This window comes from Halomonas tibetensis, from assembly GCF_042643535.1.
GTDB classification, from domain to species: Bacteria; Pseudomonadota; Gammaproteobacteria; order Pseudomonadales; family Halomonadaceae; genus Halomonas; species Halomonas tibetensis.
Genome location: NZ_JBHRSQ010000009.1, coordinates 36466 through 55605 on the forward strand (window position 1 = coordinate 36466; position 19140 = coordinate 55605).

Annotated in this window: 22 protein-coding genes; 16 read left to right on the forward strand and 6 right to left on the reverse strand. The window is 63.7% G+C overall.

What is annotated here, in order from left to right; all coding sequences use genetic code 11:
• Window positions 1-48: 48 nt before the first annotated feature.
• Window positions 49-666, reverse strand: a complete 618-nt coding sequence (gene yihA / locus ACFODV_RS06415; protein WP_379756416.1) for a ribosome biogenesis GTP-binding protein YihA/YsxC — start codon at window positions 664-666, stop codon at window positions 49-51.
• Between the two features lie 249 nt (window positions 667-915).
• Between yihA and ACFODV_RS06420 the strand changes: the two genes are divergently transcribed.
• The 5 genes from ACFODV_RS06420 to ACFODV_RS06440 all read left to right on the forward strand — a co-directional run bounded on the left by ACFODV_RS06420 (window position 916) and on the right by ACFODV_RS06440 (window position 5255).
• Entirely contained in the window at window positions 916-1536 is a 621-nt protein-coding gene (locus ACFODV_RS06420) for a c-type cytochrome (protein WP_379756419.1), read from the forward strand.
• 196 nt (window positions 1537-1732) lie between these two features.
• Complete coding sequence (locus ACFODV_RS06425) at window positions 1733-2368, forward strand: thiol:disulfide interchange protein DsbA/DsbL (RefSeq protein WP_379756422.1); 636 nt, start codon at window positions 1733-1735, stop codon at window positions 2366-2368.
• Between the two features lies 1 nt (window position 2369).
• A complete protein-coding gene (locus tag ACFODV_RS06430) occupies window positions 2370-3194 on the forward strand; it encodes an endonuclease/exonuclease/phosphatase family protein (RefSeq protein WP_379756425.1) in 825 nt (274 codons plus the stop codon).
• Between the two features lie 97 nt (window positions 3195-3291).
• Window positions 3292-3840 (forward strand): TRAP transporter small permease subunit, encoded by a 549-nt coding sequence (locus tag ACFODV_RS06435; RefSeq protein ID WP_379756428.1) that lies wholly within the window; start codon window positions 3292-3294, stop codon window positions 3838-3840.
• Window positions 3840-5255, forward strand: coding sequence for a TRAP transporter large permease (locus ACFODV_RS06440; RefSeq protein WP_379756431.1), 1416 nt, complete (start codon window positions 3840-3842; stop codon window positions 5253-5255). The genes ACFODV_RS06435 and ACFODV_RS06440 overlap by 1 nt, the downstream gene beginning before the upstream one ends.
• A 15-nt stretch (window positions 5256-5270) precedes the next feature.
• Here the strand turns inward: ACFODV_RS06440 and ACFODV_RS06445 are convergent, their stop codons facing one another.
• Window positions 5271-5702: a YqaA family protein gene (locus ACFODV_RS06445; RefSeq protein WP_379756434.1), complete on the reverse strand. Its 432-nt coding sequence runs from the start codon at window positions 5700-5702 to the stop codon at window positions 5271-5273.
• A gap of 24 nt (window positions 5703-5726) precedes the next feature.
• On the opposite strand from ACFODV_RS06445, the gene thiD reads away from it, so the two are divergent.
• The 3 genes from thiD (at window position 5727) to dtd (ending at window position 7835) form a co-directional block, all read left to right on the forward strand.
• Window positions 5727-6554, forward strand: coding sequence for a bifunctional hydroxymethylpyrimidine kinase/phosphomethylpyrimidine kinase (gene thiD / locus ACFODV_RS06450; RefSeq protein WP_379756437.1), 828 nt, complete (start codon window positions 5727-5729; stop codon window positions 6552-6554).
• Between the two features lie 119 nt (window positions 6555-6673).
• Window positions 6674-7279 (forward strand): chalcone isomerase family protein, encoded by a 606-nt coding sequence (locus ACFODV_RS06455; RefSeq protein ID WP_379756440.1) that lies wholly within the window; start codon window positions 6674-6676, stop codon window positions 7277-7279.
• 118 nt (window positions 7280-7397) lie between these two features.
• Window positions 7398-7835 carry a D-aminoacyl-tRNA deacylase gene (dtd, locus tag ACFODV_RS06460; protein ID WP_379756443.1) on the forward strand — a complete coding sequence of 146 codons (438 nt, stop codon included), beginning with the start codon at window positions 7398-7400 and terminating at the stop codon, window positions 7833-7835.
• A gap of 58 nt (window positions 7836-7893) precedes the next feature.
• Here the strand turns inward: dtd and ACFODV_RS06465 are convergent, their stop codons facing one another.
• Entirely contained in the window at window positions 7894-9840 is a 1947-nt protein-coding gene (locus ACFODV_RS06465; protein WP_379756446.1) for an ABC-F family ATP-binding cassette domain-containing protein, read from the reverse strand.
• 77 nt (window positions 9841-9917) lie between these two features.
• Here ACFODV_RS06465 and ACFODV_RS06470 point away from each other — a divergent pair, with 77 nt between their 5' ends.
• The 7 genes from ACFODV_RS06470 (at window position 9918) to ACFODV_RS06500 (ending at window position 16056) form a co-directional block, all read left to right on the forward strand.
• Complete coding sequence (locus ACFODV_RS06470) at window positions 9918-10445, forward strand: TIGR02444 family protein (protein WP_379756449.1); 528 nt, start codon at window positions 9918-9920, stop codon at window positions 10443-10445.
• 90 nt (window positions 10446-10535) lie between these two features.
• Window positions 10536-11555, forward strand: coding sequence for a TRAP transporter substrate-binding protein (locus ACFODV_RS06475; RefSeq protein ID WP_379756452.1), 1020 nt, complete (start codon window positions 10536-10538; stop codon window positions 11553-11555).
• A 203-nt stretch (window positions 11556-11758) separates the two neighbouring features.
• On the forward strand, window positions 11759-12346 hold the full coding sequence (locus tag ACFODV_RS06480) for a TRAP transporter small permease (RefSeq protein ID WP_379756455.1): 588 nt from the start codon (window positions 11759-11761) through the stop codon (window positions 12344-12346).
• Between the two features lie 21 nt (window positions 12347-12367).
• Window positions 12368-13651 carry a TRAP transporter large permease gene (locus ACFODV_RS06485; protein ID WP_379756458.1) on the forward strand — a complete coding sequence of 428 codons (1284 nt, stop codon included), beginning with the start codon at window positions 12368-12370 and terminating at the stop codon, window positions 13649-13651.
• 48 nt (window positions 13652-13699) lie between these two features.
• Entirely contained in the window at window positions 13700-14143 is a 444-nt protein-coding gene (locus tag ACFODV_RS06490; protein ID WP_379756461.1) for a universal stress protein, read from the forward strand.
• Window positions 14144-14299: 156 nt separating this feature from the next.
• Window positions 14300-14986, forward strand: a complete 687-nt coding sequence (locus ACFODV_RS06495) for an FKBP-type peptidyl-prolyl cis-trans isomerase (RefSeq protein WP_379756464.1) — start codon at window positions 14300-14302, stop codon at window positions 14984-14986.
• Between the two features lie 5 nt (window positions 14987-14991).
• Window positions 14992-16056, forward strand: a complete 1065-nt coding sequence (locus ACFODV_RS06500) for a poly(3-hydroxybutyrate) depolymerase (RefSeq protein ID WP_379756467.1) — start codon at window positions 14992-14994, stop codon at window positions 16054-16056.
• A gap of 50 nt (window positions 16057-16106) precedes the next feature.
• Here ACFODV_RS06500 and ACFODV_RS06505 read toward each other — a convergent pair whose 3' ends face one another.
• The gene (locus ACFODV_RS06505; protein WP_379756470.1) at window positions 16107-16700 is read right to left on the reverse strand and encodes an SCO family protein; all 594 of its coding nucleotides are present in this window, start codon (window positions 16698-16700) and stop codon (window positions 16107-16109) included.
• Window positions 16697-17164 carry a hypothetical protein gene (locus tag ACFODV_RS06510; protein WP_379756473.1) on the reverse strand — a complete coding sequence of 156 codons (468 nt, stop codon included), beginning with the start codon at window positions 17162-17164 and terminating at the stop codon, window positions 16697-16699. The genes ACFODV_RS06505 and ACFODV_RS06510 overlap by 4 nt, the downstream gene beginning before the upstream one ends.
• 156 nt (window positions 17165-17320) lie before the next feature.
• Here ACFODV_RS06510 and ACFODV_RS06515 point away from each other — a divergent pair, with 156 nt between their 5' ends.
• On the forward strand, window positions 17321-18235 hold the full coding sequence (locus ACFODV_RS06515) for an AEC family transporter (RefSeq protein ID WP_379756476.1): 915 nt from the start codon (window positions 17321-17323) through the stop codon (window positions 18233-18235).
• Between the two features lie 151 nt (window positions 18236-18386).
• Here ACFODV_RS06515 and trmB read toward each other — a convergent pair whose 3' ends face one another.
• On the reverse strand, window positions 18387-19130 hold the full coding sequence (gene trmB / locus ACFODV_RS06520) for a tRNA (guanosine(46)-N7)-methyltransferase TrmB (RefSeq protein WP_379756479.1): 744 nt from the start codon (window positions 19128-19130) through the stop codon (window positions 18387-18389).
• Window positions 19131-19140 lie beyond the last annotated feature (10 nt).

Genomic DNA, 19140 nt, shown 5'->3' on the forward strand with positions numbered 1-19140 from the left:
CTGCACAAAGAGCCGTCCGGTGGAGGGTTGGCGGTGCTCCCCGAAGCGTTACGCTTCGGAAGGGTCCAGCAGCCAATCGTCGAGGCGCGCATGCGCCTCCTCGATGCCCTGACCCTTGAGCGACGAAAAGAGCTGGATGCTGACCAGATCCTCCCACTCGCGGAGCCGCGAGCGAACCTGCTGAAGAGCGCTTGCGGCCGGGCCGCGCTTGAGCTTGTCGGCCTTGGTGAGCAAGATATGTACCCGCATCGCCTTGTCATCCGCCCAGCCCAGCAGGGTCTGGTCGAACTCCGTGAGGGGGTGGCGCACATCCATCACCAGTACCAGCCCACGCAGCGAGGCTCGGCGCTGCAAATAGTCCGATAGATGGCGCTGCCACTCCAGCTTGACCTGCTCGGGCACCTTGGCAAAGCCATAGCCCGGCAGATCGACCAGGCGACGCTCGACATCATCGCCCAGGGTGAAGAAGTTGATCAGCTGGGTACGCCCAGGCGTCTTGGAGATACGCGCCAGGGCTTTCTGGCGAGTCAGGGTATTGATGGCGCTGGACTTGCCGGCGTTGGAACGACCAGCGAAGGCCACCTCGGCACCGCTGTCGGGCGGACACTGGGCCAGGGTGGGGGCGCTGGTGAGGAATTGGGCAGTCTGATAGTTGAGTCGCGCCATGGCGATGACATCCTGACGATGGTCGAAGAGAGACGGGGCGCGGCTTGCATTCCCGCCGCCGGGGTGATTCGGTATAGTACAGTGTCTTTTGTCTGCGACCCGGGGCAAGCTAGTGTACCACCGCGCCCTCGACGTCCGCGAACCAGCAGGTCTAGAGCATCAGGATGGCTCGACTCTGGTTCTTCTCGCGAACCGGGCGGCACCCAGGGTACGTACCGGTCAACAACGTAACGGCATAGTGGATTAGCGATGAGAAAGTTACTGGCAAGCCTGGCAATTACCATGGGCGCCGTCGGCGCCGCCCACGCCGACCTTGAGTCTGACGCCGATGCGGCAGCGGGTCGTGAGAAGGCGCAAAGCTGCGCCGCCTGTCACGGCCAGGTGGGCATCAGCCCGGCCTCGGCCTTCCCGCATCTCGCCGGCCAGCAGATGTCTTACACCGCCAAACAGATCATGGACATTCGTGACGGCCGGCGCGTGGTCGCCCAGATGGCTGGCCAAGTGGACAACTTTTCGGATCAGGATGCTTGGGACGTGGCCAAGTACTTCGCCCAGCAGGAGGCTAATCTGGGCCAAGTAGACCCCGATAACGCTCTGCTGGAGCGTGGTGAGGAGCTCTATCGGGCCGGCGACATGGCGAGAGGCATTCCGGCCTGCGCTGCCTGTCACACCCCCACAGGGGAAGGGATCGGCAGCGCCGTTTACCCGGCGCTTTCAGGCCAGTACGCGGAATATAGCCTCTCCACCCTGCAGGACTTTGCCGCCGGCGAACGCGCCAACGATCCGGCCAACATCATGCGCGACATCGCTGCCAAGATGAGCGATGACGACATGGAAGCCGTCGCCAACTACGTGCTTGGCTTGCACTGAGTCGGTTTGCATCGGGTCGGTTCTCACCGACTGAGTCAAGTGGAGATGCCACGCTCAGCGTGACAGGGCAGCCTTCGGGCCGCCCTGGTCGTGTTTTTACCGACTCCGCCGTCTCCGTTATGGAACCCTCGACGCAGCAAATGCTCAAAGGCAGCGACGCCGGCCCGGGCCGGACCCACCAAGGAGAGAATTTCTGATGCTAAAGCCACTGATGTTCGCCCTCGCCGGCCTCGGCTTGTCGAGCCTGGCCACCGCTTCGCCGCTGGTCGAGGGACAGCACTACGAGGTCCTGCCCCAGCCCGTCGAGACCCGCGTTGACGAAGGACAGATTGAGGTCACCGAGGCGTTCTGGTATGGCTGCCCGCACTGCTACAATCTGCAGGAACACGTCACGGCCTGGTATGAGACGCTGGATGAAGACGTCAGCGTAGTGCACCTGCCGGGCACCATGGGTGGCGACTGGAACAAGCACGCTGCGGCCTTCTACGCCGCTGAAGAGCTAGGCATCGTCGAGGCGGTCCACGCCGATTTCTTCGACGCCATCCATCAGCAGAACCGTCGCCTCACCGAGGTCGACGACGTGGCTGACTTCTTCAGCGACTACGGGGTCGACGTCGAAGAGGCCCGCCAGGCGCTGAGCTCTTTCGCGGTGAAGAGCAGTGTCAATCAGGCCCACGCTCGGCTACGTGCCATGCGACTGATGAGCGTACCCGCGCTTATCATCGATGGACGCTATCTGATCACCCCCACCAGCGCCGGCAGCCTCTCCAACATGCCCCAGATCGCCGATGCACTGATCGAGAAGGTGCGCGAAGAGCGCAGTGACAGCTGACATGTCCCATCTCGCCGAGGCAAGAACGCCGCCCCTGGAGGGAGGCCATCTGAAGCTGCTCACCTTTAACATGCAGGTGGGCATTCAGACCTCGGCCTATCATCACTATCTGACCCGGAGCTGGCAACATCTGCTACCCCATCCCAAGCGCCAGCGGCGCCTGGATATGGTCAGCGAGGTGCTCGGCCGCTTCGACATCGTCGGCCTCCAGGAGGCCGACGGTGGCAGTTTCCGCTCCAGCAACGTCAACCAGGTGGAATACCTTGCCAGCCGTGGCGGCTTTCCCCACCACTTCCAGCAGCTCAACCGCAACCTGGGCCGAATCGCCCAGCACAGCAACGGGCTGCTGTCGCGTCTGACTCCCAGTCGGATCGAGGAGTATCGCCTGCCAGGTACCCTGCCCGGGCGTGGCGCCATCCATGCTCGCTTTGGTGAAGGACCCGATGCCCTGCATCTATTCGTGGCCCATCTGGCGCTCAGTCATCGTGGTCGGGTCCGCCAGCTCGACTATCTCTCCGAGATCATCCAGCCGCTTCGCCATGTGGTGGTGATGGGCGACCTCAACTGCACGCCGGAACAGCTACACGGCCACCACCGCTTCTGCGCCTCCTTACCGCTGCATCCGGTCCGGCCACCGCTCAGCTATCCCTCCTGGCAGCCGCGCCGCGCCCTGGACCATATTCTGCTGTCGAACTCACTCCAGGCCGCTGACGTACGGGTGCTGGACCACCTTTTCTCCGACCACCTGCCGATCGCCGTGGATGTCCAACTGCCGGCGGCTTGCCTCCAGACGTTGGCCGTACGACGCAAGGTCGAGCACGGCTGAGACGCAATGTTCGGCCAAAGGGTTGAGATCCGGGGATGACGATCGTCGTCTAATCGGCGATGATGCGCGTCTTTTCCGCTTCCGCGCGAGACCTATCATGACACCCTCCGCCCGCGAACCGGCCCTGCTGCGCAGCCTGGACGCCTTCACCGACCGCATCGGCCGAAGTGTTGCCTGGCTCGTCATCATCATGATGGCGGTGCAATTCGCCATCGTGGTCATGCGCTATGTGTTCAATATCCACAATACCGTGATGCAGGAATCGGTGATGTACATGCATGCTGCCGTGTTCATGCTCGGCGCGGCCTGGACCCTGCGCCGCGACGGTCATGTGCGCGTGGACATCTTCTACCGACGGCTTTCCGCCCGGGGGCGCGCCTGGATCGATCTCTGCGGCACCCTCTTCCTGTTGATCCCGGTGGTGCTGTTCATCGGCATCGGCAGCTACGGCTATGTGCGCAGCAGCTGGGCGATCATGGAGCGCTCACCGGACGGCGGCATTCCGGGTGTCTTTCTGCTCAAGAGCCTGATCCTGATAATGATGGTGCTGCTGCTGGTACAGGGCATCGCTCAGCTGATCCGTCAGGTCCTGGTCATCCGCCACCGATTGCCCGGCAAGTCGCCTGACCACGAGGAGCTTGTGTAATGCTGGCCACTCTCCTCGAGTTCATGCCGCTGGTGATGTTCGCTGCGGTATGTAGCGTTCTGATGCTGGGCTATCCGGTGGCGCTGTCGCTGGCGGGCACCGCGCTGATCTTCGCCGGGCTTGGCTATGTCCTGATGCAGCTGGGCGTGCCGGTGCCTTTCGAGACGACCTATATGAGCGCCATGCCCAACCGCCTCTACGGCATCATGAACAACCAGACGCTGCTGGCGGTGCCGCTGTTCGTGCTGATGGGGGTACTGCTGGAAAAGTCGCGCATCGCCGAAACGCTGCTCGATGCGATGTCGTTGGCCTTCGGCGCCCTGCGCGGCGGCCTGGGCATCGCCGTGGTGCTGGTGGGCATGCTGCTGGCTGCCTCCACAGGCATCGTTGGCGCCACCGTGGTGACCATGGGGCTGCTCTCGCTGCCCACCATGATCAAACGCGGCTACTCGCCCTCCCTGGCCACTGGCACTATCTGCGCCACCGGCACACTGGGCCAGATCATTCCCCCCTCCATTGCGCTTGTGCTGCTGGGCGATGTGCTCAATAACGCCTATCAGCAGGCCCAGCTGGCCATGGGGATCTGGAGCCCACGCACCCTCTCGGTGGGCGATCTGTTCATCGGGGCCCTGGTGCCCGGCCTGCTGCTGGTAGTGGCCTATATTATCTACCTGTTGATCACCGCCTGGCTGAAGCCCGAGACCGCACCTGCGGCCGACCGAGACTCCCTGATGACGGAGCTGGGCCATACCGGCAGCATCTGGCCGCTGCTGCTCAAGGGATTGCTGCCGCCGGTACTGCTGATCGTCGCCGTGCTGGGGTCGATTCTCGGCGGCTTCGCCACGCCCACCGAGGCCTCGGCGGTGGGCGCCTTCGGCGCCTTCATGCTGGCCCTGGCCAACCGGCGGCTGACCCTGCCGATCCTGCGCGAGGTAGTGCAGTCCACCACCCAGGTCACCAGCATGGTGTTCCTGATCCTGATCGGCGCGGCGCTTTTCTCGCTGGTGTTCCGCGCCTTCGGGGGCGAAGAGCTGGTCGTCGAGCTGTTCGAGGCGCTGCCCGGTGGGGTGATGGGGGCCACTCTGGTGGTGATGCTGGTGATCTTCCTGCTGGGTTTTATCCTCGACTTCATCGAGATCACCTTCGTGGTGGTGCCTATCGTCGGCCCGGTACTGCTGGCCATGGGCGTCGACCCGATCTGGCTGGGCATCATGATCGCCGTAAACCTGCAGACTTCTTTTTTAACGCCACCCTTCGGCTTCGCGCTCTTTTATCTGCGCGGGGTAACGCCGGAATCCGTGCCCACCTCGGCGATCTACCGAGGGGTGATCCCCTTCATCGCCCTGCAGCTCTGCATGTTGCTGGCGCTGGCGCTCTTTCCGGCGCTGGCCACCTGGCTGCCCTCGGTGCTGTAGCGCCCTGGCGGAAGGCTATTGGCACAGAGGGGCGAGCCACTGCTGGGCCAGGAGAAGTACCACGGCATAGCGCGTCGACTTGGCCAGAGTGATCAGCAGGACCGCCCGCCACCAGGGTAGCCGGAAGATGCCAGCCAGCACGGTAAGCGGGTCGCCCACCACAGGCGCCCAGGAGGCCAGCAGGCTCCATTCGCCGAAACGAAGGTACCACCGCTCGGCACGCGCCAACCCCGCCGGCGAAGCGGGAAACCAGCGGCGATCCTGGAAGCGGCGCGCGTATCGGCCCATCCAGACATTGATCAGGCTGCCCAGCGTATTGCCGGCGGTGGCCACCGCCCACAGCACCAGGGCCGGCTCACCCAGGCACCACAGCCGGGCCAGCCACACCTCCGAACCGCCGGGCAGCAGAGTGGCGCTGACCAGAGCCACCGCAAACAGGCTCAGCATGCTCTTTTCATATCAGGTGACCGCATGACCGACTCATCCTCGATTCCCAAGCACTGGGTTCCCAACGTGCTGACCATCGCCGGCTCCGACCCCAGTGGCGGCGCCGGCATCCAGGCCGACCTCAAGACTTTCTCAGCGCTGGGCGCTTATGGTACCAGCGTGATCACAGCCCTGACCGCCCAGAACACCCGTGGCGTCAACGGCGTACACCCGGTGCCGGCCGACTTCATAGCGGCCCAGCTCGACACCCTGCTGGACGACGTACGCATCGACGCGGTCAAGATCGGAATGGTGGCGAGCCTGGAGGTAGCCGAAGTGATTCGCGAGGCGCTGACACGCCGCCGCCCGCGCTGGGTAGTGCTCGACCCGGTAATGGTGGCCAAGAGCGGCGATATCCTGGTGGATGACGCCGGCATCCGCGCGGTGCGCGAGGTCCTGGTCCCGCTGGCCGACCTGATCACCCCCAACCTGCCCGAAGCCGCGGTGCTGTTGGATCTGCCGGCTCCCACCACCCGGGGTGAGATGCTGGCCATGGCACCGGCGCTGCGTGCGTTGGGCGCCGGTGGCGCACTGCTCAAGGGCGGACACCTGAGCGGCGAGGAGTGTCCCGACCTGTTGATTAGCGCCGACGCCGCCGTCTGGGTCGAAGGTGCCCGGGTCGATACCACCAACCTGCACGGCACCGGCTGCACCCTCTCCTCTGCCATCACCGCGCACCTGGCTCAGGGTGACTCGCTGCCTGAGGCGGTGGCGAGTGCCAAGCAGTGGCTTGGCGCAGCGCTGACCGCGAGCCGGCGCCTTGACGTGGGTCAGGGAGGCGGTCCAGTGCACCACTTTCACGCCTGGTGGTAGCGCCATTCCGATGCATTATCCCTCGCAGGGGTGGCGAAACATCCTGGGAGTCGGTACAGAACCTCTTTGCGACGGCAAGGTCCCTACTAGACTGTCGTCACATCCGTCGGAGACTCCTCGTGCAACGACCTATTCACCCTGCTCGGCCTGATGATACTCCTACCTTTCTGCCCGCCCTGTTGCTCGCTCTGCTGATAGCCTGTTTGCCGATAAGAGCCGATGCCACAGAGACAGTGGAGGTCAAAGGTGCGACGTTTGCCACCGAACTGGAAGAAGCCGGCCAGACCTACCGGCTGATCGGCCACGGCCTGTTTCGCTACATGATCTGGACCGCCTATGCGGGCGCCTACTACCAGGCCGATAACCGGCCAGAGCCGGCACCGCTGTCAGCTGTGCCGCGCCGGCTGGAGCTCGAGTACTTCCACGCCATTGAGGCGGACGACTTTGCCGCTGCCACCCGCGATAGCGTGCGTGAACGCCTGGGCGAGTCGACCTATCGCGACCTGCTGCCCGGCCTTAACGCCTTTAATCGGGCCTATCGCAGCGTCAAACCCGGTGACCGCTATGCCATGACCTGGGACGGAGACGCCCTGTTTCTGGCCCTTAATGGCGAGGGGCTCTATCGCGGTGACGACCCCGCCCTCGCTAGTGCACTCTTTGGCATCTGGCTCGGTGACAACCCCTTGCGGAACGATTTCCGCGACGCCCTTCTGGGCCGCCTCTGAACCGGAGCGTGCTAGATTGGCCATCACATTCAACTTTTTGAATTCAACTGCTTGAATGCACCCTGCGTATGAGACGTCTTGGGGTAGCGGCGGAAACGGGGCAGAAAAGAGGTCGACGATGAAGGCATTGATTCAACGGGTCACCCGGGCAAGCGTCGCCGTAGAAGGCAGAACCGTGGGCGCTATTGGCCACGGCTTGCTGGCGCTGGTCGGCGTTGAGAAGGGCGACGACGAAGCCGCAGCCAACCGCATGGTGCACAAGCTGCTGCACTATCGGGTGTTCGGCGACGATGACGACAAGATGAACCTTGATCTGCAGCAGGTCGACGGCGGTCTGCTGCTGGCCTCCCAGTTCACCCTGGCGGCAGATACTCGCAAGGGGCTACGGCCCAGTTTTTCCAGCGCCGCCCCGCCAGATGAAGGCCACCGACTTTTCCACTATCTGCTGGAGCAGGCGGAGGCGGCCTGGCCCAAGACGGAGTCCGGCGAGTTTGCCGCCAATATGGAAGTCTCGCTGGTCAACGATGGCCCGGTAACCTTTCTGCTGGAGAGCTGAAGACACCGGTCCAGGCCAACGGTCAAGCACCACCCGGCGGGACTTCCCGCAGATGTCGTCAGCCTCCACTAAGTTCGGCTTCCATGGCCTCCAGTTCCTCTTCGGCAGCCAACCACTCGGCCTCTAGACTGTCCAGGCGTGACTTGAGCTCGCCCTGACGAGCCAGCGTGGCGGTCAGCTCTTCCTTGCGCCCGGCGTCGGTGTAGAGCTCGGCGTCGCCCAGGGCTTCTTCCACCTTGGCCAGCTCCGCCTGGACCTTCTCCATGGCCTGCTCGGCGCGGTCGCGACTCTTTTTCAGCGGACGCAGCTTCTCGCGCAGCTCGGCAGCGGCGCGCCGGTTCGCCTTGCGATCCTCCTTGGGGGCGGCGCTATCCGCCTGACGCTCGCCCTTTTCGACTCTGGCCTCGCGGCGCTCACCTTCGAGCCGCGCCTTGAGCCAAGCACGGTAGTCTTCGAGATCACCATCGAAGGGCTCGACCCGGTGGTCGGCGACGCGCCAGAACTCGTCCACGGTAGCGCGCAGCAGATGACGGTCGTGGGAGACGATGATCACCGTGCCCTCGAAGGCCGCCAGCGCCTCGGTAAGCGCCTCGCGCATCTCCAGGTCCAGGTGGTTGGTGGGCTCGTCAAGCAGCAGCAGGTTGGGCTTTTGCCAGGCCACCAGGGCAAGGGCCAGCCGCGCCTTTTCGCCGCCGGAGAAGCGACCCACCTGGCCGAAGGCGTCGTCACCCTGGAAGCCGAAGCCCCCCAGGAACTTGCGGATATCCAGATCCGCGGCCGTGGGTGAAAGCCGCTGCACGTGCATGAAAGGGGTCGAGGCCAGATCCAACCCTTCTAACTGGTGCTGGGCAAAATAGCCGATCGCCAGGTGTTCGCCGGGCACCCGCTTGCCGGCCAACAGGGCCAGCTCGCCGGTGAGCGACTTGATCAGGGTCGACTTGCCGGCCCCGTTGGGGCCGAGCAGCCCGATTCGCTGTCCGGGCAGCAGCGTCAGCTTCACGTTATCAAGTTGTGCCGTCTCGTTTCCCGCGGCATCGCGATAGCCCAGCCGAGCCTCGTCCAGCACCAGCAGAGGATGAGACGTCTTGTCCGCCGCGGGAATGCTGAAGTGGAAGGGAGAATCGGCGTGGGCCATGGCGATGTCGCCCATCCGCTCCAGCATCTTCAGGCGGCTCTGGGCCTGGCGTGCCTTGTTGGCCTGATAGCGGAAGCGGGCCACGAAGCGTTCGATCTCCTCGCGCCGTGCCTGCTGCTTGACCGCCTCGGCCTGCTGCAGGGCCAGCTTCTCGGCCCGAGTACGCTCGAAGGTCGAATAATTCCCCCGATAGATGACCAGCATCTGGCGGTCGAAATGCACGATGTGATCACACACCGCGTCGAGGAAATCGCGATCGTGGGAGATCAGCAGCAGGGTGCCGGGGTAGCGCATCAGCCACTGCTCGAGCCACAGCAGGGCGTCAAGGTCCAGGTGGTTGGTGGGCTCGTCAAGCAGCAGCACGTCCGAGGGCATAAACAGGGTGCGCGCCAGGTTGACGCGCATCCGCCAGCCGCCGGAGAAGTCCGACAGCGGACGCACCAGGTCTTGCTGGGTGAAGCCCAGACCCACCAGCAGCTGAGCCGCCCGAGCCGGCGCGCTGTAGCCGTCCAGGGCCTCGATGGCACCGTGCAGCTCCGCCTCCCGATGGGCGTGATCAGACTCCCGGGCGGCCGTCAGAGCCGCCTCGGTCTCGCGCAGCTCATGATCGCCGTCCAGTACATAGTCGATAATGGCCCGGTCCAGCGCTTCCACTTCCTGGGCCATATGGGCGATGCGCTGGCCGCCGCTCATTTCGACTGCTCCACGATCCGGGGCCAGCTCGCCCAGCAGCAGCTTGAACAGGCTCGATTTGCCGGCGCCGTTGGGACCAACGATGCCCGCCTTGTGGCCGGCATGCAGGGTCAGGTCGGCCCCTTCCAGCAGGGCCTGGGTACCGCGTTGCAGGGAAACTTGGCGCAGTGCGATCATGCGGGCTCCACGGACAGTGCGTGATAGCCGCCGCCATGCCGGCGACAGCCTAGGATACAAACCATGATTCTACCGAAATGACGGCCATCCTGCGGGCTCGGCTGACTCAGCAGCCTCTCTGGGAGTTTGCCCTGGCATTCTATGGCCAACAGGGAGTCGAACAGGCTTGCCTGGCACTGCAGGATCAGGCCAGTGTCGATGTCTGCGAGCTGCTGTGGCGCTGCTGGCTTCTCTACCATGGCGCCGTGCCCGGGCCGACCGCAGAAGAGGGGCTGGTGGACGCTCTCCGCTGGCAGCGCGAGGTCACCGCCCCACTTCGCCGGCTGCGCCGTCGACTCAAACAAGAAGCGTGCGTGCGGCCAGGGGTCGCCGAACTGCGCAAGACGCTAAAGCACGCGGAACTTCAGGCCGAACGGGAGACCCTCTGCCGACTCGAGCGCCTGGCCCTAACGGCCTCACCGGCGGCCCTGACACCGGCCCCATCAGCCAGTGTCAGGGGCGCCGACAAGGTGCTGGCAAACGCCCTCGGTTTGCAGAAAAAAACCCACCTTTCAACGCTTCATACGCTAATTGCCTCTCTTGACCCTCCCCCGGCACCACGCTAGCCTGAAAGTACATGTGCGGATTTCAGGTCCGCTTCGTGCCTGTCATTTTCGCAAGAACATGACGACCCAACCGGTAAGGGGACTACAAGAATGAAGGCAACTAAACTGATGACCACGGCTACCGTCGGCGCCCTGCTTTTCGGGATGTCCGCGGCGGCCCATTCTGCCAACTGGCGCTACGCCCACGAGGAGTTCGAGGGTGATGTTCAGGACGTCTTTGCCACGGCGTTCAAGGAGTACATCGAGGAAAATTCCGATCATACCCTCCAAGTCTATCGCTTCGGCGAGCTGGGCGAGTCCGATGACATCATGGAGCAGACCCAGGCCGGCATCCTGCAGTTCGTTAACCAGTCGCCAGGCTTCACCGGCGCACTGATTCCTGAGGCGCAAATTTTCTTCGTTCCCTACCTGCTGCCCACCGATGAAGAGACCGTCATCGAGTTTTTCAACACAAGCGTAGCCATCAACGAGATGTTCCCTGAGCTCTACGCCGAGCAGGGCCTGGAGCTTCTCAAGATGTATCCGGAAGGCGAGATGATCGTGACTCTGGATGAGCCCTTCACGACCCCGGAAGAGCTGCGCGGCAAGAACATCCGTATCATGACCAACCCGCTGCTCTCCGCCACCTACCAGGCCTTCGGTGCCAGCCCGACACCGCTGCCATGGGGCGAGGTCTACGGCGGCCTGCAGACCGGCATCCTGCAGGGCCAGGAGAATCCGATCTTCTGGATTGAGTCTGGCGGTCTCTACGAGGTCTCTCCGCACCTGGTCTACACCGGCCACGGCTGGTTCACCACCGCCATGATGGCCAACCAGAACTTCTTCGACGGTCTCTCCGAAGACGAGCAGCAGCTGGTGCGTGACGCCAGCGAGCACGCCTACGAGATCATCATCGATCACATCTCCGGTCTGGCCGAAGAATCCCTGGCCAAGATCCAGGAGGCCTCTGACGAGGTTACTGTGACTCGCCTCACCGAGGAGCAGATCGAGGCCTTCCGTGCCCGTGCGCCCCAGGTCGAAGAAGAGTTCATCGAGATGACCGGCGAGCGTGGCCGCGAGTTGATCGAGCAGTTCCACGCTGATCTAGAAGCCGTTAGAGCCGACGATTGATCTGTCAATCAACTCGTCATCACCGCTGATGCAAGGGGGTGGCCGACAGGCTGCCCCTTTTTCCTTTACCGTCTCGGTACCCTCTTTCGGGGTATCACGGCCACCCAGCGTTGAAGTCTCAACGGCATGACGAGGCCTGAGGGCGTACTCTCGAAGAACGACTGTGATAATCGTGCGTAGGGAATCGACAGGAGCCCGCCGACATGGAAATGAACGAAGACGACATTGCCGAGAAGAACTACCGCTCGACATTGCCTGGCCCGCTGGGGCCCATCGACACCTGGATCAGCCGTGCGGAAGCAGTGATTCTAGCCATGGGGGTGATCCTCATGGCCGTCAACACCATCGCCAATGTGTTGAGCCGTTTCATCCTCGGTGAGAGTCTGCACTTCTCCGAGGAGATCAACCGAATCCTAATCGTGATGATCACCTTCGCCGGCATAGGCTATGCGGCGCGTCATGGCCGCCATATCCGCATGTCAGCCATCTATGACGCTGTGCCCACCGGCGGCAGGCGCTGGATGATGATTATCATCTCCCTGTTCACCGCCCTGGTGATGTTCATGCTCTGCTACTACTCGATCGGCTACATTTCCACCCTCTATAGCCGTGGACGTGTGCTGCCCTCGCTGAGCATTCCGATCTGGATCATGTACATCTGGGTCCCCATAGGCTTTGCCATCACCGGCATTCAGTACCTGCTGACCGCCATCAAGAACCTGACCTCACATGACGTCTACCTCTCGACCCACGTGGTGGACGGCTACAAGGACACGGAAACGGAAGTCTGATTCCGAGCGAGGCACACCCCCATGACAACCATCATCGTCTCCATCATGATCGTGCTCCTGCTGCTCGGGTTCCCGATGATGATCCCCCTGGTCACGGCGGCCTTCGTCGGGTTCTACATGACCTTTGGCGGCACCGGCCAGATGGAAACCCTCATCCAACAGATGATGGGCGGTATTCGGCCCACGGCGCTGATCGCCGTGCCGATGTTCATCCTGGCCGCCGACATCATGACTCGCGGGCAGTCTGCAAACCGCTTGATCAACATGGTCATGGCCTTTGTCGGCCACATCAAGGGCGGCCTTGCGGTCTCCACTGCCGCCTCCTGCACCCTGTTCGGCGCGGTCTCAGGCTCCACCCAGGCGACTGTGGTGGCGGTGGGTTCTCCGCTTCGCCCGCGCATGCTCAAGGCGGGCTACAAGGATCCCTTCACCCTGGCGCTGATCATCAATTCCAGCGACATCGCCTTCCTGATCCCGCCGAGCATCGGCATGATCATCTATGGCGTCATCTCCGGCACCTCCATCGGCGAACTATTCATCGCCGGCATCGGCCCGGGCCTGCTAATTCTGGCCATGTTCTCGGCCTACTGCATCCTGTACGCCACCATCAACAAGGTGCCTACCGAGCCGAGGTCCACCTGGAAGGAGCGCGCCGTCTCGGTCAAGGATGCCCTCTGGCCGTTGGGCTTCCCGGTGCTGATCGTCGGCGGCATCTACGGAGGTGTCTTCAGCCCCACCGAGGCCGCAGCTGCCTGCGTGCTCTATGCGGTGCTCCTCGAGTTCGTGGTGTTTCGCTCACTGAAGCTGCACCACATCTACGCCATCGCCAAGTCTACCGGCCTGATTACCGCCGTCGTCTTCATCTTGGTGGCCGTCGGCAACGGTTTCTCCTGGATCATCTCCTTTGCCCAGATTCCCCAGGAAATACTCGCCGCAGTGGGCGTCAATGAGGCCGGCCCAGTAGGCGTTCTCATCGCTATCTCCATTGCCTTTTTCGTGGCCTGTATGTTCGTAGACCCCATCGTGGTAATCCTGGTGCTGACGCCGATCTTTGCACCGGCCATTGCTGCCTCGGGCCTCGATCCGGTCCATGTTGGCGTACTGATCACTTTGCAGGTCGCGATAGGCTCGGCGACGCCACCCTTCGGCTGTGACATATTTACCGCCATTGCCATCTTCAAGCGGCCCTACTGGGAGGTCATCCGCGGCACCCCGCCCTTCATCTTCATGCTGGTGCTGGCGGCTGCGCTGATCATCATGTTCCCGCAGATCGCCCTGTTCCTTCGCGACCTGGCGTTCCGTTGATCCACTGACCCCTGACCCCTGACCCAATCAATTCTAGGGAGACACGCCATGTTCAACCGGATACTGGTCCCGGTGGACGGTTCCAAGGGGGCGCTGAAGGCCCTGCAAAAGGGCGTCGGCCTGCAGCTGCTGACCGGCGCCGAGCTCTACATCCTGTGCGTCTTCAAGCACCACAGCCTGCTGGAGGCCTCGCTCTCCATGGTGCGCCCGGACAAGCTTGAGATACCCGACGACGCCCTCAAGGAGTACGCCACCGAGATCGCCGTGCATGCCAAGAGCCAGGCCATCGAGATGGGCGTGCCGGCCGAAAAGATGCGTGCCTTTGTGAAGGGAGGACGCCCGTCACGCATCATCGTACGCTTCGCTCGAAAGCGTGAATGTGACCTGATCGTGATCGGCTCTCAGGGCACCAACGGCGACAAGAGCCTGCTGCTTGGCAGCGTGGCCCAGCGTGTGGCCGGCTCCGCGCACTGCCCCATCCTTGTGGTCTGACCCCGATGGGATGATGCCTTGGTCCGGGCCGGCTTATTATCGCCTCCGTGCGGAACCGGCCCGCCTCTGCGGAGTCCCATGACCTTCGCACACGTATCTCGCACCTGCGCCAAGTTCCATATCAAGGCGTAACGTGCCCAACTTCAAGGCCCATTCATGAAGAGACTGCTGACTACCGCTTCCCTGATTACCCTGCTCGGCGCTGCGCCCCTGGCACTGGCCGCACCGGAGACCGACGAGGGCCGCCTCGGCTACAGTCTGGGCGTGACCCTGGGTCAGAGCATCTATCAGGATGTACCCGACCTGGACATGGACGCCTTCACCCAGGCGATCCAGGATGTCTTCGCCGGCGGCGAACTGGCGATGAGCGATGAAGAGATGGCCGAGACGCTGATGCACTTCCAGCAGGAGGCGATGGCCGCTCGCCAGGCCGAAGCCGATCAGCGGGCAGAGAACAACCGCACCGAGAGCGAGACCTTCCTGGCCGCCAACGCCGAGGTGGAGGGCGTCGAGGTCACCGCCTCAGGCCTGCAGTATCGCGTGCTGGAAACTGGCGACGGGGCTACCCCCGGCCCCGATGATAGCGTCAAGGTTCACTACGAAGGCACCCTGATCGATGGCACCGTCTTCGACAGCTCCCTCGAGCGCGGCGAGCCGGTGAGCTTCCGGGTCGATCAGGTGATCGACGGCTGGCAGGAAGCGCTACAGCTCATGAGCGTCGGCGACAACTGGGAGATCGTGATCCCCGCCGAGCTGGCCTATGGCGCTCAGGGCCAGGGACCCATTGGCCCTCACGAGACCCTTATCTTTCATGTCGAATTACTCGACGTGATCAACGACTGAGCCCCATGATCTCACCTCTCCTTCCCGCCGCCGGCCTTGTGTTGGCGGTTTTTGTCGCCTCCCCGGCTGCCGCCGATCGCCTTCCCGACCTGCCCCGATTGGGGCTTGAAAAGACCGACACCAGCGTAATCGGCGTCTCCTCCGGTGGTTACATGGCCACCCAGCTGGCAGTGGCCTGGCCAGAGCGCTTTCAGGGCCTCGCCGTGCTCGGTGCCGGCCCCTGGTCCTGCGCCCAGGGCAGCCTGGGCCGCGCCCTGGGCCAATGCATGACCACCCGGCTTGGCCCACCCCAGCTAGACGAGCTGGAGCAGCGCCTGGCCGACTACCGTGAATTGGAGCGCGTGGGCAGCGCCGAGAACCTGGCCGGGCTGCGCGCCTTCGTCTGGCACGGCAGAGAGGACAAGACCGTCGCCCCGTCCCTGGGTTCCGCCCTGGCCGAGCAACTCGCCAACTGGCTGGCGGATCCGGAGACACAGCTGAGCTTCTTGCAGAGCGACAACATCGGGCATGGCTGGCCCATCGAGCGAGAGACGACGCCACTTACGGCCGAGGAACTAGGCGACTGCCGACAGGGCGGCGCCACGCATATGCTGGCCTGCGACAAGGACATTGCCAGCGAGGCAATGGACTGGCTCCACGACACCCCCCCAGGCACGGGTACGGCCAACAAGGCCAACAAGCTCGCCGGCGACCTGCTGCACTTCGACCAGAGCGACTTCGCCGTTAAGGGTCTGGACGCGGCGGGCTATCTGTTCGTGCCCGCAGCTTGCGACGCCGGCGGCTGCGGCCTGACGGTGGCGCTGCACGGTTGCGCCATGGGCGCTGAACAGATCGGCGACACCTTCGTGCACCACAGCGGCCTCAACGAGTGGGCGGCCGCCCACGACCGCGTGGTGCTCTATCCCCAGGCCGAGACCAGCCTGGGCAACCCCCAGGGATGCTGGGACTGGTGGGGGTTCGCCGAGAGTACCTGGCAGCTCAATCCGCTACACGATACCCGGGAGGGTACCCAGATCAGCGCGCTGATCGCCATGATGGATCGTTTGCAGGAAGTACGGGACTCGAACTGAAGCAGGGCTGGCGGTTAGATAAAGCGCAGACAGCCCCCCAGGGCTCGCCGTCAGAGCGTCTCGCCGAGGGCGGAGAGCAGTCCATGAGGCGCCGGCGAGTAAAGCACTCGCCGCAGGATGGTACCCTCACGGTCCACCAGATAGAGAGACGAGCTGTGGTCGATGGTGTAGGCCATGGCCGATTCCGGGGTTTCAACCCGCCGCCAGATCACCCCGTAGCGCTCGGCGAGTTCCTTGAGCTGTGCCTCGCTGCCGGTCGCACCGATGAAGGCATCGCCGAAAAAGCCGGTGTATTCCGCCAAGCGCTCAAGCGTATCTCGCTCGGGGTCCACCGAAATCATCAGCGGCACTACTCTCCCACGGTCGGTATCGTCCAGCTCAGCCAGCGCCTGGCGCACTACGGCGAGGCTCATGGGGCAGACGTCGGGGCAGTAGGTGTAGCCGAAGAAGACTACCGCCAGCTGATCCTCCTGGAGCTCGGCCAGGGAGAAATCACCCCGGGTCGAGGGCAGCTCGATGGGGCCGCCGGCCAGGGCATTGCCGCCGCCGCTGGCCCCGAGCTGCTGCTGGAACCAGCCGTAGCCACCTACGCCAAGCATCAGCACAATCAGCGCGATACCCGCCCAGAGTCCCTGTCGTTTCATAATCGGCTTCTCTCCACCTCGAAGTTGAATCCACTGCCAAGACGGCGTTCACCGCTGGTGACGATTACCCTGGCCCGCCAGGGCATCACGGTTTCGGTACAGATCGGGACCTGCCCCTCACCGCGGAAGGTGCCATCGCCCTGCCGGGTCAGCGGATATCGGTGTAGCCCCATGTCCATGTCACGGCCGATGAAGTCCACCACCACCGACTCGGCCTCGACGCCCTCCAGGGCGACCGTCATCGACAGGATTTCCAGGGCACGAATCTCGCCTTGTGCGCCCAGGTCCAGCGTCAGGCGACCATCTTCGCCCAGCACTGCGCGGCAGGCACCCTTGCTCAGCTCGCAGTCAGCCTCTTCCGGGAACCAGTGCACGTCGTCACCGCCGCGGAGACTGTAGCTGGTCAGGTACCAGAGCGCCATGGCCACGGTGCCCAGAGTAAAAAGGGCCAGAAGGCGGAGCATCGGGGGGCGAGAGACAGCCGGGTCGGTGGAAGCAGGTGTCGGCATGGTGACGAGAGGAAATGCTCACGATTGGAAATGTCGCGTTAAGCTTATCAGCATTTGCCTGTGGCAGACTGCGCAAGGATGTCGCAGGGCAACCCGACCAAGGAGGTCACGATGACAGGAATAGCAAATGCGCTGGGGCCACTGTTCCTGCTGATCCTGCTGGGCGCCGTGCTGGGCCGGCTGCGCCAGCCAGGGGGCGACTTCTGGCCTCAGTTGGAGCGGCTGATCTATTTCCTGCTATTTCCCGCCATGCTGGTGTCAACCCTGGCCACCGCCGATGTGAGCCAGGTTCCGGTGGGGCGAGTGGCCTTGGCGCTACTGGGCGCCATGGGCCTGTTCGGGGCCCTGCTGTGGGCCTTTCGCGGCTGGCTGGGCCTCGATCCTCCGGCCTTCACCTCCGCCTTCCAGGGAGCCCTGCGCTTCAACACCTACGTAGGGGTGGCCGGAGCCGCTGCCCTGCATGGCACCCCGGGGGCCACCGTAGCCGCCGTGGCAGTGGCGCTGATGGTACCGGTGGTCAACGTGCTCTGCGTCGCCAGCTTTATCGCCGCAGGAACGCTCGGTACCGGCAGCCTCGGCAAGAGCCTCACCGCCCTGGCGCGCAACCCGCTAATCCTCGGCTGCCTGATCGGCATCGGACTGAATCTCAGCGGTATCGGCCTGCCAGGCTGGAGCGCAGCTACGGTAGAGTTGCTCGGCCGCGCTGCCCTGCCGCTGGGCTTGGTGGCGGTGGGCGTTGCGCTGCGCCCGGAAGCACTGCTGCGCCTCGACCGGGGCGTTTGGGCCACCAACCTCATCAAGCTGGGGCTGATGCCGGCACTCGTCCTGGCACTCGCCGTCACGCTGGGCCTCGACCCGGTAAGCCGCGACGTGGTTCTGCTATTCGCCGCCCTGCCCACTGCCACCTCCGCCTATATTCTGGCTCGCCAGTTGGGCGGCGACGCCGAGATGATGGCGGCGCTGATCACTGCCCAGACCTTGTTGGCCATGGCCACCCTGCCCCTCTGGCTGAGGCTTGCAGGCTGAACACGGACCGACGCACGCATTAAATAGAAAACGTTCTCATTAATGCTAGTCACGGTCTTGCCGCCGCCCTTTCAAGGGCGGCTGTTTTTGTTGCTCGCGGACACGACAACGCCCCCACCGAGGCAGAGGCATCGTGGTTGACGGTGGAAAATCAGTCGACGCGGCGGTAGATCAGGTCCCAAACGCCGTGGCCCAGCTTCTCGCCGCGGGCCTCGAACTTGGTCAGGGGACGAAACGCCGGCCGCAGAACATAGGGAGCGGTCTCGGGTCCAGCGGTGTTGGCATAGCCGGGGGCGGCGTCCATCACCTCGGCCATCCACTCGGCGTAGGCTTCCCAGTCAGTGGCCAGATGGAAAGTACCGCCGACCTTGAGCCGGGTGCGTACCAGCTCAATAAAGGCCGGCTGCACGATCCGCCGCTTGTGGTGTTTCTTCTTCGGCCAGGGGTCAGGAAAGAAAAGTTGCAGGGTATCTAGGCTGGCCTCGGGCAGGCATTGCTCAAGAACCGCCAAGGCGTCCTCGCGGTAGAGGCGAAGATTGCTCAGCCCACGTTTGTCGGCCTCGTCGAGCAGCTTGCCAACGCCCGGGGCGTGCACCTCGATGCCGATGAAGTCGGTGTCCGGGTGGCGCTCGGCCTGCTCGATCAGCGAAGCCCCCATCCCGAAGCCGATCTCCACCACCCGTGGCGCATGGCGACCGAAGAGGACGTCCAGATCCTGGCGGCCGTCGGCCAGGGTCAGGCCCAGCCGAGGCCACACCTCCTCGAGGCCACGGGTCTGAGCTTGGGTCATGCGACCGGCGCGCAGCACATAGCTCTTGATGCCACGGCGGTGCAGGGGAGCGTCCGGGCCTTCCAGCCCGGTGATGGCGGTATCACCGCTGAATTGATCACTCATGGAGGTTAAG

Bases quoted from the DNA above. Each gene is read 5' to 3' on its own strand.
- ACFODV_RS06510 (WP_379756473.1), bottom strand. From the start codon at position 17,164: ATGCTCCGCCTTCTGGCCCTTTTTACTCTGGGCACCGTGGCCATGGCG.
- ACFODV_RS06435 (WP_379756428.1), top strand. From the start codon at position 3,292: ATGACACCCTCCGCCCGCGAACCGGCCCTGCTGCGCAGCCTGGACGCC.
- dtd (WP_379756443.1), top strand. From the start codon at position 7,398: ATGAAGGCATTGATTCAACGGGTCACCCGGGCAAGCGTCGCCGTAGAA.
- ACFODV_RS06475 (WP_379756452.1), top strand. From the start codon at position 10,536: ATGAAGGCAACTAAACTGATGACCACGGCTACCGTCGGCGCCCTGCTT.
- ACFODV_RS06420 (WP_379756419.1), top strand. From the start codon at position 916: ATGAGAAAGTTACTGGCAAGCCTGGCAATTACCATGGGCGCCGTCGGC.
- ACFODV_RS06505 (WP_379756470.1), bottom strand. From the start codon at position 16,700: ATGAAACGACAGGGACTCTGGGCGGGTATCGCGCTGATTGTGCTGATG.
- ACFODV_RS06480 (WP_379756455.1), top strand. From the start codon at position 11,759: ATGGAAATGAACGAAGACGACATTGCCGAGAAGAACTACCGCTCGACA.
- ACFODV_RS06490 (WP_379756461.1), top strand. From the start codon at position 13,700: ATGTTCAACCGGATACTGGTCCCGGTGGACGGTTCCAAGGGGGCGCTG.
- ACFODV_RS06515 (WP_379756476.1), top strand. From the start codon at position 17,321: ATGACAGGAATAGCAAATGCGCTGGGGCCACTGTTCCTGCTGATCCTG.
- yihA (WP_379756416.1), bottom strand. From the start codon at position 666: ATGGCGCGACTCAACTATCAGACTGCCCAATTCCTCACCAGCGCCCCC.
- ACFODV_RS06500 (WP_379756467.1), top strand. From the start codon at position 14,992: ATGATCTCACCTCTCCTTCCCGCCGCCGGCCTTGTGTTGGCGGTTTTT.
- ACFODV_RS06425 (WP_379756422.1), top strand. From the start codon at position 1,733: ATGCTAAAGCCACTGATGTTCGCCCTCGCCGGCCTCGGCTTGTCGAGC.
- thiD (WP_379756437.1), top strand. From the start codon at position 5,727: ATGACCGACTCATCCTCGATTCCCAAGCACTGGGTTCCCAACGTGCTG.
- ACFODV_RS06430 (WP_379756425.1), top strand. From the start codon at position 2,370: ATGTCCCATCTCGCCGAGGCAAGAACGCCGCCCCTGGAGGGAGGCCAT.
- ACFODV_RS06440 (WP_379756431.1), top strand. From the start codon at position 3,840: ATGCTGGCCACTCTCCTCGAGTTCATGCCGCTGGTGATGTTCGCTGCG.
- ACFODV_RS06470 (WP_379756449.1), top strand. From the start codon at position 9,918: ATGACGGCCATCCTGCGGGCTCGGCTGACTCAGCAGCCTCTCTGGGAG.
- trmB (WP_379756479.1), bottom strand. From the start codon at position 19,130: ATGAGTGATCAATTCAGCGGTGATACCGCCATCACCGGGCTGGAAGGC.
- ACFODV_RS06465 (WP_379756446.1), bottom strand. From the start codon at position 9,840: ATGATCGCACTGCGCCAAGTTTCCCTGCAACGCGGTACCCAGGCCCTG.
- ACFODV_RS06445 (WP_379756434.1), bottom strand. From the start codon at position 5,702: ATGCTGAGCCTGTTTGCGGTGGCTCTGGTCAGCGCCACTCTGCTGCCC.
- ACFODV_RS06495 (WP_379756464.1), top strand. From the start codon at position 14,300: ATGAAGAGACTGCTGACTACCGCTTCCCTGATTACCCTGCTCGGCGCT.
- ACFODV_RS06485 (WP_379756458.1), top strand. From the start codon at position 12,368: ATGACAACCATCATCGTCTCCATCATGATCGTGCTCCTGCTGCTCGGG.